This is a genomic window from Nocardia sp. NPDC041819 (assembly GCF_055590505.1).
This window is the reverse complement of the sequence record NZ_JBVJAP010000005.1, coordinates 383,425-395,638: the sequence shown is the minus strand read 5'-3', so window position 1 is coordinate 395,638 and position 12,214 is coordinate 383,425. Positions and strand designations below refer to the sequence as shown.

The window sequence follows — 12,214 nt, the reverse complement described above, 5'->3', positions numbered from 1 at the left end:
GTTCACGCCGGGTCGGCGGCAACGATGCGGTTTCGCAGTTCGCCGACACCGTCGATCCGGCTGATCAGGGTCTGGCCGGGCTCCAGGAAGCGCGGCGGATTCATCGCGCTGCCGATGCCCGCGGGCGTGCCGGTGAACAGCAGGTCGCCCGGCAGCAGCGGGAGTAAGGCCGACAACCGTGAGATCAGCTGCGGCACCGGGAAGATCATGTCTTTGGTACTTGTCTTCTGCACTTCCTCTCCGTTGAGCGTGCAGGTCATGTGCAGGTCGTCGGGGTCGGGCAGCGTGTCGGGTGTGACCAGCCAGGGGCCGATCGGGCCGTAGCCGGGAAGAGATTTTCCGAGGCTGAATTACGGTGCGGGACCGCAAAATTGGATGGCGCGCTCGGAGATGTCCTGCGCCACCGCGACCCCGGCGACATGCTCCCAGGCGCGGTCGGCCGAGACGTTGCGGGCACCGACACCGATCACGACCGCCAGCTCGATCTCCCAGTCGGCGGTTCCGTCGGTCGGTACGGGAATGCTGCTGTGGGCGCCGGTCAGGCAGCTCGCGAACTTGGTGAACACGAGCGGGTCGCTCGGCAGGTCGAGACCGGACTCGGCGGCGTGCTGGCGGTAGTTCAGTCCGATGGCGAAGATCTGTGGTGGGCGTGGCACCGGAGGTCGCAGGCGTGCCGGGTCCAACGTCTCGGCGTCGGCCAGGTCGGCGCCGTGGGCCCACTCCCGGAACGCGGTCCAATGCTCGTAGACCGCCTGGGGATCCGCGGTGAAGCGGCCACCGCTGGCGCGTTCGACGTCGACGGCTCCGGCTGCCGTCACGATGACCAGGCGATCACCGAGGTCGCCGATCTTCACTGTCGCTCCTTGGATGAAAGGTGGTGCGGTACTGCTGAATTCGGTGTCGGTCAGGTGATGAGACGGCGATACCGTGAGCCGTGGAAAACGAGGGGGCGTGCGGTGGGATGTGCGTGGAGGCCCCGGATGGCGAGCACGACGATCGTGTGATCGCCTGCGCGGAACTCGTCGTGCAGGGCGCAGTCCAGCCAGGCTGTCGCGCCGGATAGCAACACGGCGCCCTCGGCGGTGCACTCGTATTCCACGTCCGCGAACCGATCCGGGGAGCGCGACGCCAATTGCCGACACATCGGCTCCTGTTCGTCACCCAGGATGCTGAGCCCCAGCCTGGGCGCATCCCGCAGCGAAGCCCAGGTCTGGGAGCTGTTCATGATGCAGATCGACACCAGCGCTGGGTCCAGCGACACCGAGGTGAACGAGCTGACCACCATGCCTGTGGGTTGTTGGTTGCGCATCGCGCAGACCGCGATGACGCCACTGGGGAAACAGCCGAACGCCAGCCGCAATTGATCCGGACCGCTGGGCGTGGTCAATGGTGACGGCGTGGCTTCGGTCCCGAAGCTGTTGCTCAGCCAATAGCTTTGCGGGAACCCCGGGAGCCGAGTTCCGCCGGATAGCGGTTCCGTGGTGCTGGGAAGGCGAGTGGTTTGCCTGCCGATTCGGGCAGGTTTCTTCCCGGTATCCATGGTCGCCTCCTTGTTGCGATCCGCCCTGAACAACGCACGGCACCGGTGCGATGTACCGGTTCTGCTGGTGCGGCGGATGGGTGAGTCGGGTCACATCGAGTGATCTGGCGATAGCGTAACAATTTCATTGATTTGATGTCAACGACTTGAAATCAACTTGTTTTTTCCCAGGTCACCCGGCACTATCGGGCGGAGAGGTGTTCGGTGACGGAGGGCGCAATGACTAGCACGACCGATAAGAGTCGACCGACCTCGCGCGCCGCGCAGGCCGCCGAAACCCGGCAGCGCCTCGTCGATGCCGCGGTCGAGTTGTTCGCCGAGCGCAGTTATGACGAGGTGGCCGTGGCTGACATCTGCCGGGCCGCCGATGCCGCCCATGGGCTGGTGTTCCACTACTTCGGCACCAAGCGTGGCCTCTATTTGGAGGCGATACGGGACACGTCGAATCGCGTGCTGCAGACCCACGTGCTGCGTCCCGAAATATCGCCGGTCGAGCAGATCCGCAGCGCGTTCACCGCGCAGTTCAGGTTTCTGGCCGCTCATCGCGGGCTCGCCCTGCGCTTGGTGCTAGGGGGTCGGGGCGCTGATCCCGAGGCCTGGGAGGTGCTCGAGGCGGGCCGGTGGCAGACCATCGAGGCTTGGATCTCGCTGCTGGGGCTCGATCCGCAGAATCAGGCCTTACGCATGATGATCCGGTCGATTGTCGGCGCGATCGACGAGGCTGCCGTCTATTGGCTGCAGAACGATGAGCCGTTCGACGTCGACGCGGTGGTCGAATGCCTGATGGAACTGACTGTTACGGCGCTGCGTTCGGCCGCCGCACTGGACCGCACTCTCGACGTGGAGTCTGCGCTTCGGCCGTTGCTCGACGAATTCTACGGATCCTGAAGTTCAGTAAGGATTTTCGCGGATAGCTCGTTGTGGGTGACTCCGGAGTGGCGGGGTGAGTTGCGCGGAGGCGGCCTCGGTGCCTTCCGTGCCGGGTTTGGGCATGGTGTCGGTGCCGTGGGACGGTCCGCGCTGTCGAGAGCGGATCACTGGTGACGACATATCCATCGACGCCACGCCGGATCAGTAACCCACTGCCGCGAGGCTGTGCACGCCATCGGGGGGCGGTCCCGCGATGCGGCCGAGCGGGGCGGCCCCGAACTGGATTCACGTGCAGATAGTTGTTCTACCTGTTAGTTAATTCGGCTACGCCGTAGCCGAAGAGTCGCGGCAAAATAACGGCAACAATGTTGCTGAAACCTGTTGACGTCTGTCGTTATAGCGGTCACACTGTATCCATTATGAGTGGACGAGCTACTGTCGAGGATCAGATCGACCCGGAATCCGCTCTTCGTGACCAGCGTGTCCACGGCAGCTCCGAGGGGGTGCTGGAGTCACAGGATGCCGACGCGGTGAACGCTCGGGCGCGAAGCGCGCGGCGCACACGCGCCGCGCTGATCCAAGCAGGCCGTCAGGCATTGGGTAGCGGCCGGGCCGCGCGGCTCGGTATCGCCGATCTGGCCCGTCACGCCGGTGTCGCGACCGGATCCTTCTACAACCACTTCGGTGGCAAAGATGAATTGCTCGACCTGGTTATCGCCGAGGTGGTCGAGGACCTTGCCCGAATCCTGGACAACGCGGCCTCGGGCATCGATGAGCCGGTCGAGGTCGTCCGAGCGCAGGTGCGGGCGCTCGGTGCGCTCGGCCTCGCCGATCCCGACGCCGCCGCGATCGTCCTCGCCGCGCGATACCGGATTCTCGATAACCCCGATATCCGCTCACGCCTATCGTCCGGCATTCGAGCCGGGCTGTCGGCGGGGTGCTTCCACGTCCACGATGTGGGAGCCGCTCTGGATCTGACATGCGGGGTCGTTTTGGCGATCCTGCGAACTTCGCGGCGTGATCCGGCCGCTCTGACAGCCGAGTGGATCGAGACCCTCGCCCAGCAGGTGCTCTTCACCCTGGGACATCCGGTATGCGAGAGCATCCCGAGCGAAAGATAGATTGTTTTGACTCTGGCACCAAACGTGTCGATCGAACAGCGCAAAGATCCATCCGCGCTGCGAATCGTGCGAGCAAACTTCTCCGATACCGCCGTATCGGGTCTACGCACCTGGGGACGGACGGTCGATCTCGCGATCGAGTCCGTCCGGGAGGGGCTGTTCGATCTGGTACGTGGCCGATTCCAGTGGCGAGAGATGCTGCATCAAGCGTGGTACATGGTCACGGTCACGGCATTGCCCGCGATCCTGATGGCGGTTCCGTTCGGTGTGATCGTCTCGGTACAGATCGGCAACATGATCCGAGAATTGGGCGGTGACTCGCTGCTGGGGGCGGCGAGCGGGCTCGGAGTCATCAAACAGGGCGCCCCGATCGCGACGGGACTGCTACTCGGCGGTGCCGGCGCCGCGGCGATCGCCGCGGACCTGGGCGCACGCACGATCCGCGAGGAAGTGGACGCGCTGCGGGTCATGGGCGTGAGTCCGGTCCGCCGCCTGGTGATTCCGCGCATTACCGCGATGGTGCTGGTCGCACCGCTGTTGAACGTGCTGATCATCTTCACCGGTGTGGCCGCGGGCTACATCGTCGCGATCAGCGCGCAGGGCGTGACCTCGGGAAGCTATTGGGCGACTTTCGGTTCCTTCACCACGGTCACCGATGTGGGGATCTCGCTGCTGGAGGCGATCCTTTTCGGGTTCATCGTGGCGGTCATCGGCTGTCAGCGGGGGCTGGAGGCCAGGGGCGGGCCCCGCGGCGTGGCCGATGGCGTGAATGCCTCGGTGGTGCTGTCGGTGGTGTCCGTGCTTGTCGTCAATCTCGTTGTCAGCCAATTGGTTCAGATGTTCGTACCGACGAGGATGGCCTGATGACCGCGACGCCGTACGCGCCGAAAGGACTGCGCTGGGCGTATCGGGTGATCCGCCGACGGCAACAGCTGCTGCTGCCGATCGACTCGATCGGGTTCATGTTGTCGTTCTGCTGGCAGGTGCTGTCGGCGATCCCGTCGACGCTCAAGCACTATCGGACCCAAACCATTCGCGCCATCAGCGAAACGTCCTGGGGGAGAGGCTCGCTGATCGTCGGCGGCGGCACGGTGCCGATGCTGATCGTGCTGGGTATGGTGCTCGGCGCGGCCGTGGGTATCCAGTCGTACGGCACGTTGAACATGATCGGGCTCGGCCCGCTGACCGGGATCGTCTCGTCGTTCGCGAGCACTCGGGAGCTCGCGCCGATCATCGCGGGTATCGGATTCGCGGCGCAGGCCGGATGCCGGATGACCGCGGAGATCGGGTCGATGCGCATCTCCGAGGAAATCGACGCGATCGAATGTCTGGGTCTGCGGTCGATTCCGTTCGTGGTGACCACCCGGGTGATCGCCGGCGTGGTCGCGATCGTGCCCACCTTCCTGATCACACTGATCCTCAGCTATGTGTCCTGCGCCTTGGTCGTCGTCGGGGTCCACGACCAGGCGTCGGGGGTCTACCAGCACTACTTCAGCCAATTCGTCAGCGGTCCCGATATCGCCGCTGCCGTACTGAAGGTGATGGTTTTCGGCATCGCGGTAATCCTGATCCATTGCTATCAGGGGTTTTTCGCGACCGGTGGACCGGAGGGCGTCGGTATCGCCTCCGGACGTGCGGTGCGAGCCAGTTTCGTCGCGATCATCACTTTGGACATGCTGTTGAGCCTGGTCATCTGGGGTTTCAGCGCGACGATCACATTCACGGGGTAGCGAGAATGCCAACGTATGGGTTGCCGGGGGCGGCCACCACCGGGAAGTCCGCACGGCGGACGGGCGTGATCGCCCTCGCAGTCGTCGCGGTCGTGGCCGCGGTCTGGGCCGGGGGTCAGGCGGTGCGCGCGGATGATCGAATGCGGGTAACGCTGCGCACCGAGCAGATCGGCGACGGCATCGTCACCGGCGCGCGAGTGCGGCTGGACGGGGTGAATATCGGCGAAGTCACCGGCATCGAAAGTGCCGGGGCGGGGCAGCAGCAGATCACGCTGCGGTTGGATAAGTCCCAGCTAACCGGACTCACCGACGCACTCGTCCTCGACTATGCGCCGTCGAACCTGTTCGGCATCAGCGAGGTCGAGTTGCGCCGCGGCCAGGGCGGTGTCCCGTTACACGAGGGCGGAACCGTCGATCTCACCGGCGCGTCGGCGTCTCGGGTCTCGAATGCCACGATGGGCAACCTGATTCGGTCGCTGGGGCAAACGACCGACCGGGTACTGACGCCACAGCTGGCCGATGTGCTGACCGCTCTGGCCACCGATGCCAAGGCCTTCACCCCGATCTTGGAAGCCGTCGTGATGCTGAGCCGTGCGGTCGCCGAAACCCAGCGCTACGATCCGTCCTTTCTGATCGGGCAGTATGCCTCCACACTGCATGGAACGGCCGAATTCGCCGGTGCCACTGTCGCTCTGCTCGACCACATCAACAACATCGAAGTCCTGCGCACCGACCAGCCGCTATTCGACTCCGGAGTCGATATGATCGCCGGCAAGCTGTTCCCCGCGATCACGAACCTGGGTTACACCGGGCAGCGGCACTACACCGGCTACAGCGACATGCTGACACCGTTGCTGAACGTCACAGCTCAGATGGTGCCCACTCCACAGCGGTCGAGCGCGGAACTGCGATCCCTGTTGCAACGCATCGATAATTCGTTCGTCGCCACCCCCGAGGGCCCGGTTCTGCGACTCGAGCTCACCTTGCGTGGGTTTCCGGTGCTGGCCGCCCCACTGCTCGGCGCAGTGGGCAAGGGAGTCGATGTCGCTACGCCTGCACCGGGCGATCCCGCCGCGATTCCGGGAGGTACACGATGAAATCGACTGTCGGCGTCGTTTTGCGGCTCGTGGCATTCGCGGCGGTGATGGCGGTGCTGTTGGCCACGGTGGTGGCGGCGATCCAGCGGCCGGTCTCCGGGAACACCGACTCGTTCCGCGTGATTTTCACCGACGCCAATGGTTTGAAGGCCGGCGACGATGTGCGGATGTACGGCGTGCAAGTCGGCAAGGTACTGACCATCGCGTTGGATGAGGGACGAGCCTCGGTGGGTGTGAGCGTGCAACGCGACCACCCGGTGTTCGAGACGAGCACCTTCGCGATCCGCTACCAGACGCTGACCGGCCAGCGGTATATCGACCTACGTCAACCCGCCGCGCCGGGGGAGAGACTGGCGGCAGGCGCGACCGTCGCGCCCGAGCACACGATCCCGTCCTTCGACATCACCACCCTGTTCAATGGGCTGCAACCGGTACTTCGGGAATTCTCGCCCAGTGCCCTCAACCAACTCGCCGAAAGCGTCCTCGCGTTGATCCAGGGCAACGGCACCGGCCTGGGACCGGCGCTGGACGCGGTGGAACAGCTGAGCCGCTATGCCGTCGATCGGCAGGTCGTGATCTCCACGCTGGTCCGCAACCTGCATGCCATCGACGACCGGGTCGGCGGTAAGTCGCCGTATCTGGAAACTCTGATCCTGGGGCTGACCGACCTGTTCACCGTGCTGGAGGACAAATTGAAAGGTCTTGTCGACTTCGCCCTTGCCGCACCGCCGGTGCTGGGCCCCATCGACGATATGCTCGCGACCCTGGGATTTACCCCCGACACCAATCCCGACCTCGAAAATGCCCTGCACGCCGCGTTTCCCGATCCGCAGGCGGCCACCGAAGTATTGGGCAAACTCCCCGGACTCCTGCAAGCGCTCGATGCGACGTTGCCTGCGGCCGGACCCGAAATGGACGGGACCTGTTCGAAAGGAAATGCGCCGGTGCCAGCGCAGCTGCGGGTGTTCATCGGCGGTCAGAGGATCGAGCTATGCAACCGTTGATTTCAGGACTCCGCAAACGGATTCGCCTCGCCGGCGATCGCCCCGTCGCCGATGACCGATCGGTGCGCCGCCGTGAGCTGCGGCTGGGTCTGATCGGCGCGGCCGCAGTGGTGCTGGTACTGGCTGCCTGTGGCGTCCTGTACGCGATGCCACCGGGCCGGGCGGAATACGGCGCCGATATGACCGAGGCCGGAGCCATCCGCGCCGGTGAGGACATACGCATGGCGGGCATCACGGTCGGAACGGTCAAATCGCTGGAACTGTACGACGATCGGGTGCACATGACCTTCACGGTGGATTCCGATGTCTTCGTCGGCGATCAGTCCACCCTCGACATCCGCATGCTCACCATCGCGGGCGGACACTATGTGGCACTGACATCGGCCGGTTCGAAACCGCTGCGCCACAAAGTGATCGCGAAAGATCGAGTGCGCCTGCCATACACTCTCGGTCAGGCGTTCCAGGACGCGGTGACCCCGGTCCGCGATGTCGATGGTGAAACCCTGCGCCAGAATCTCGGCGAGCTGCAGACGGCACTCGTCCGGAGCCCGGACGGCCTGCGACAACTGGGACGTGCGGTGGATTCCGTCGTCGATATCCTCGACAGACAGAATGCGGACGTCTCACGGGCACTGGCGGTTTCGCAGGAGTATTTGTCTGCGATCAGCGGCAACACCGCGCTGTACGGTCGACTCGATCGCGAACTCAACCTCACTACCGACATCCTCGTCGGCAAGCGGGCCGAGTTACACGCGTCGTTGGATCTGCTCGAACGGATGCTGTCGCGCCTCGCGGCGGCCGAACCGGCTTTCGACAGCTCGCTGAAACCCATGCTCGACAAACTCGGCGAGGTGGTCCCCGAGCTGGAGAGGCTCACCGGCCGACTCGACCAAGTCGTGGCCACCGTCGAGCACCTTGGGCAGCAGCTGCAGCAGATCGCCGGTGGACCGAATGGTCCCGCCATAGACCGATCCGCGACAACTGTGCCCGCGCCCGCACTGTGCGTTCCGGTGCCGGGGAGGTCGTGCTGATGCGCCGATTCCTAGCTTCCCGCGGATTCATGTCGGTTTCGGCCGTCCTGGTCATCGTCGTGCTCGCGGCCGCCGGGTACGTCGTGCTGACCGGTGCCGACAAGCCGATGCGCTCGTACTGCGCGATGATGCCGGACGCGGCGGGGCTCTACCTGGGCAGCCACGTCACCATGCTCGGCATCCCGGTCGGCTCGGTGACCCGGATCGAACCGTCCGGTGACGGAGTGCGGGTCGACTTCCGAGTCGAGTCCGACCACCCGCTGCGCGGGGACGTTTCAGCGGTGACCCTGTCCGACACACTGGTCGCCGACCGTAACCTCGCGATGCTGTCGGCACCGAAACCCGCGCCGAAGTGGGACTCCGGTCGATGCATCACCCGCGCACTCACTCCCAAGAGCATGACCCAGACGCTGGACGCCCTGTCGAAACTCGCGACCGAGATGAGCGCTCCGGACGACCCGGCCCGACAGGGCACGGTCAGCGGCGGTGTTTCGGCCCTGGATGCCGCCGTGTCGGGCACCGGCCCCGCACTCAACGAGTTGCTGTTCACGCTCGGTGACGCACTGAAATCACCGGACGCCGCGATCGGACGCATCGGTGAGCTGATCGATGCGATCAACACACTCGCCGCGGCGATGAAGAACAACTGGGGCGATCTCGAACATATGCTCACCCGCCTGGCCGGCATGTTGGACCAAGCCAACAACGAGGTCATCGCGCCGTTCGTCGGGATCATCGACGCGCTGCGGGTACTGCTGCCCTGGTTCAACGACATCACCACGAAATTCGGGCGGCCGCTGCTGAACCTCGTGCGGGCGAGCGTGCCGATGGTCCGCTGGGTCGGCGCGAATGTCGGCACACTCGAGCAGTTGGTCGACATGATTCCGACGCTGACCGACGCCTTCCGAAGGTCGGTCGATCCCGGCACCGGACAGGTCGCACTCGCCTACGCCGCCCCCAAAGTGGCTCTCGCCCAACCGGATGCCGATCAGCTGTGTGCGGCGATCAACGTCGCTGTTCCCGGCCGGTGTCGCAGCGCGGAGCACGGTTTGGCCGATGTCGATCTGGTTTCGCTGATACTGGCCATCGCGGGAACGAAATGAGGACCGGGTTGCCGCTGTCGAAAACTGCGCTCCGCAGCCGCGGAAGGCACTGGGGTGCGATGAAACTCACGACGAAGCTGCTCGCGCTCGCGGTGACGGGATGCGCGCTGGGAGGCTGCGCACTCGATCCGTCGGCCATTACGGTCCCGGGCATGGGCCGTGGCGACGGTTACCGGGTGCATGTCGAGTTCGCCAACGCGCTCAACCTGCCGGGGCGGGCGAAGGTGATGGCCAACGGCGTACAGGTCGGCGACCTCGCGAAAGTGCGCGTAGTGGATCCCGCGGCCACCGCCGCAGGCCATGTGATCGCGGATATCGATATCGATCGCGCGGTGAAACTGCCCACTGCCACCATCGCACAACTGCGGCAGAACACCCTGTTGGGTGATGTTTTCATCGAGTTGACCACACCGCCGAACGGGTTCGACAAAACCATCGCCGACGGCGGCACCATCCCGATCGCACAGACGAAACCAGCCGTACAGGTGGAAGACGTCATGGCCGGCCTGGCGACATTCGTTCAGGGCGGTGCGGTGCAGCAGTTACAGGACCTGGTGAATCGCATGAACGCGGTATTGCCCGAACAGCCTGCCGACAGCGCGCATATCGCGCAGGTCATCGGCGCGGACTTCACCGATGTCGCACGGCATCTCGGCGAGGTCGACAACTTCCTCGACGGTATGGAAGCCAATGTGGCCATGGTGCTCGACCGCGATCGAGCACTGAGCGGGCTGCTGAATGAGCAGGGCGCCACACATGTCACCTCGGCGCTGAAATCCCTGATCCTCGTGCTCGGGCTGGCCGGTGCGATGGGCGACATCGCCCACGCCCTGACCTGGATGACGCCGCTGGTGACGGCGGGCGACGCCGCGGCGAAAGCTTTCGTGCCATTGTTGTTCACCGATCGGCCACTGGACCTGAACGCGCCATCGAACCTCAACCGACTCGTGTCACTGCTTCGGGACCAGATCATTCCGTTCGTCGAGCACGGGCCCAAGGTGGACATCACCGGTGTCGACACCGGAAATGGCGTCCCCGCGCAGGAACAAACCAGTCGGATCATCGATACCTTGCGCATGATCGGAGCAGTGCGTTGAAATCACGAATCCTCGGTCCCGCACTGTCATTGAGCAGCATCGCCGCGGTAGCACTGCTCGCTCTCGCCTACCTCACCTTCGACGTGGTCGGCGTCGACTGGTTTACCAGCTTTTCCAAACTGACGATGACACTGACCAATTCGGGCAGCCTCGGTCCGCAATCACCGGTATTGCTGTCCGGGGTTCGCGTGGGGAAGGTCGTGTCCGTGCGCCACGGCGACGGCGGCGTCCAGGTCAGCATGCGAGTGCGCGACGATTACCACATCCCGGTGGCAAGCACGGTCAGCATCGAAAACCTCTCCGCGCTAGGCGAACCACAGGTCCAATTCACGCCCGTAAAGGACGCGGCCGCCCCGTATCTGCGCGACGGACAACACATCGACACTCGGGCCATCCGGACGCCGACCTCGATACCCGAGGTGGCCCGGCAGGTGACCCATCTGATGGAACAGCTGGACCCGCAGGCGATCGGTGACCTCGTCGATACCTTCACCCGAGGATTGGCGGGTACCGAAGTGATCGTGCCGCAGCTGGCTCGATCCACCAGCCTGCTCGCCGCCACCCTGCTGTCCCGCACCGACGCCATACACAGCATGCTCATCGACCTGCAGGCGTTGGGCGCGGATATGGATTGGACCGGCCCGGCGATGAGCGCTGCCGCACCGGGCTGGGACCAGGTCGGAACATCGGCGGACAACCTCGCGCAATCCATCGAGAGACTCGTCCGGATCGGACGGACGCCGGACATGTATGTCCAAGATACCGGCCTCATCCCGTTCTCCGCCGAATTGACCGACTACCTCGAGCAGATGGGTCCCGACATGGCGAAGCTGGTGCCGGTGCTCACTCCATTGACCACGCATGCCGCCGGGCAGCTGAGTCGCGTCGACCTCGGCGCGCTGATATCGCAAGCACTCGCCGAAACCGGGGACGGCGCCTTGCGTTTGCAGATCAATGTCAAATAACCGGCGAACAGATCGAAAACAACACCCCAGGAGCACACATGACCATCGATGCCAACGAACGAATCGACGAAGAAACGACAACTGACCGGCCGGCACGGGCTGAGGACAACTCCGTACCGACCGGGCGCGCAGCGGGGACGGTGTCGATACGACTGTCCGCCATCGCACTCGGAGCCGCGATCATCGCTCTGGTGGCGGCAACGGGCGTATTCGCCGCGCTGTGGCTTTCGGCTCGCGGTCAGCTCCGCGACCGCGACGCCGCCGCCGCCACCGACCGCCGTGCCGAGCAAGTCGCCACGGATTACGCGGTCGGCGCCTCCACCATCAACTTTCAGGACTACAACGCGTGGATCGCCAAGCTCAAGGCGAATACCAGCCCGCAGCTGGCGAATAAATTCGATGCCACCGCACCGAAACTGCGGGAAATCTTGGTGCCGTTGAAATGGTCCTCGACCGCAACACCGGTCAGCGCCGTGGTCACCTCGGAGACCGGCGGCGTATACAAGGTGAACGTCTTCTTGAATGTCAACTCCACCAACGCCCAGACTCCCGACGGAGGCCAAACGACGGTGACGTATAACGTCACCGTCGATTCGGGTGCGGGATGGAAGATTACCGATGTCGGCGGTATGGACGGCGCTCTACCGCTGAAATGA

At 64.5% G+C, this 12,214-nt stretch carries 12 protein-coding genes and 1 pseudogene; 11 read left to right on the top strand and 2 right to left on the bottom strand.

Annotated features, from left to right (window positions below; translation table 11 throughout):
• Positions 1 to 2 precede the first annotated feature (2 nt).
• Both ACZ6DL_RS18825 and ACZ6DL_RS18820 read right to left on the bottom strand, forming a co-directional pair.
• Positions 3 to 656, bottom strand: a pseudogene (locus ACZ6DL_RS18825) (fumarylacetoacetate hydrolase family protein).
• A 248-nt stretch (positions 657 to 904) separates the two neighbouring features.
• Positions 905 to 1,387, bottom strand: a complete 483-nt coding sequence (locus ACZ6DL_RS18820) for a flavin reductase family protein (protein ID WP_466052703.1) — start codon at positions 1,385 to 1,387, stop codon at positions 905 to 907.
• A 372-nt stretch (positions 1,388 to 1,759) separates the two neighbouring features.
• Here ACZ6DL_RS18820 and ACZ6DL_RS18815 point away from each other — a divergent pair, with 372 nt between their 5' ends.
• From ACZ6DL_RS18815 to ACZ6DL_RS18765, 11 genes are all read left to right on the top strand, one after another.
• Entirely contained in the window at positions 1,760 to 2,428 is a 669-nt protein-coding gene (locus tag ACZ6DL_RS18815) for a TetR/AcrR family transcriptional regulator (RefSeq protein ID WP_466052633.1), read from the top strand.
• Between the two features lie 401 nt (positions 2,429 to 2,829).
• Positions 2,830 to 3,531 (top strand): TetR/AcrR family transcriptional regulator, encoded by a 702-nt coding sequence (locus tag ACZ6DL_RS18810; RefSeq protein WP_466052631.1) that lies wholly within the window; start codon positions 2,830 to 2,832, stop codon positions 3,529 to 3,531.
• Between the two features lie 6 nt (positions 3,532 to 3,537).
• Positions 3,538 to 4,395 carry an MlaE family ABC transporter permease gene (locus tag ACZ6DL_RS18805; RefSeq protein WP_466052629.1) on the top strand — a complete coding sequence of 286 codons (858 nt, stop codon included), beginning with the start codon at positions 3,538 to 3,540 and terminating at the stop codon, positions 4,393 to 4,395.
• On the top strand, positions 4,395 to 5,261 hold the full coding sequence (locus tag ACZ6DL_RS18800; RefSeq protein ID WP_466052627.1) for an ABC transporter permease: 867 nt from the start codon (positions 4,395 to 4,397) through the stop codon (positions 5,259 to 5,261). The genes ACZ6DL_RS18805 and ACZ6DL_RS18800 overlap by 1 nt, the downstream gene beginning before the upstream one ends.
• A gap of 5 nt (positions 5,262 to 5,266) precedes the next feature.
• Positions 5,267 to 6,358 carry an MlaD family protein gene (locus ACZ6DL_RS18795; protein ID WP_466052626.1) on the top strand — a complete coding sequence of 364 codons (1,092 nt, stop codon included), beginning with the start codon at positions 5,267 to 5,269 and terminating at the stop codon, positions 6,356 to 6,358.
• A 29-nt stretch (positions 6,359 to 6,387) separates the two neighbouring features.
• On the top strand, positions 6,388 to 7,362 hold the full coding sequence (locus ACZ6DL_RS18790; protein ID WP_466052624.1) for an MlaD family protein: 975 nt from the start codon (positions 6,388 to 6,390) through the stop codon (positions 7,360 to 7,362).
• A complete protein-coding gene (locus ACZ6DL_RS18785; protein ID WP_466052623.1) occupies positions 7,350 to 8,393 on the top strand; it encodes an MlaD family protein in 1,044 nt (347 codons plus the stop codon). The genes ACZ6DL_RS18790 and ACZ6DL_RS18785 overlap by 13 nt, the downstream gene beginning before the upstream one ends.
• A gap of 29 nt (positions 8,394 to 8,422) precedes the next feature.
• A complete protein-coding gene (locus ACZ6DL_RS18780) occupies positions 8,423 to 9,496 on the top strand; it encodes an MlaD family protein (RefSeq protein WP_466052622.1) in 1,074 nt (357 codons plus the stop codon).
• A complete protein-coding gene (locus ACZ6DL_RS18775; RefSeq protein WP_466052621.1) occupies positions 9,421 to 10,593 on the top strand; it encodes an MlaD family protein in 1,173 nt (390 codons plus the stop codon). Before ACZ6DL_RS18780 ends, ACZ6DL_RS18775 begins: the two co-directional genes overlap by 76 nt.
• Positions 10,590 to 11,558, top strand: a complete 969-nt coding sequence (locus ACZ6DL_RS18770) for an MlaD family protein (RefSeq protein WP_466052619.1) — start codon at positions 10,590 to 10,592, stop codon at positions 11,556 to 11,558. Before ACZ6DL_RS18775 ends, ACZ6DL_RS18770 begins: the two co-directional genes overlap by 4 nt.
• A 38-nt stretch (positions 11,559 to 11,596) precedes the next feature.
• The gene (locus ACZ6DL_RS18765) at positions 11,597 to 12,214 is read left to right on the top strand and encodes a hypothetical protein (protein ID WP_466052617.1); all 618 of its coding nucleotides are present in this window, start codon (positions 11,597 to 11,599) and stop codon (positions 12,212 to 12,214) included.